This is a genomic window from Streptomyces sp. URMC 126, from assembly GCF_051386555.1.
Classification (GTDB): Bacteria; Actinomycetota; Actinomycetes; order Streptomycetales; family Streptomycetaceae; genus Streptomyces.
Map to the genome: position 1 here is coordinate 1 of NZ_JBPQTX010000983.1, position 262 is coordinate 262.

General features: G+C 74.0%; 1 pseudogene. It reads left to right on the top strand.

What is annotated here, in order from left to right:
- Positions 1-262 (top strand): annotated as a pseudogene (locus ACSNOK_RS34760) (transcriptional regulator); the annotation flags it as partial.

A 262-nucleotide genomic window follows, 5' to 3' on the forward strand; every position in this document is an offset into this window, starting at 1 on the left:
GTTGCGGGGAGCGTGCGACGAGGCGGAGCGCGAGGCGCTGATGGCGTGCGAGGAGCTGAGTCCGTACCTGCGCCGGGAGATGGGGTGGCCGCTGAGCGAGCTCGGCCGGATCCGGCTGCGCAGGGGGGACATCGACGGCGCCGAGGAGGCCCTCCTGGCCGCCCATCGGGTTGGTTGGGAACCGCAGCCTGGTCTCGCCCTGGTGCGCTTGGCGCGGGGAGACCCGGCCGCGGCGGCCGCCTCTATACGAGATGCGCTGGAC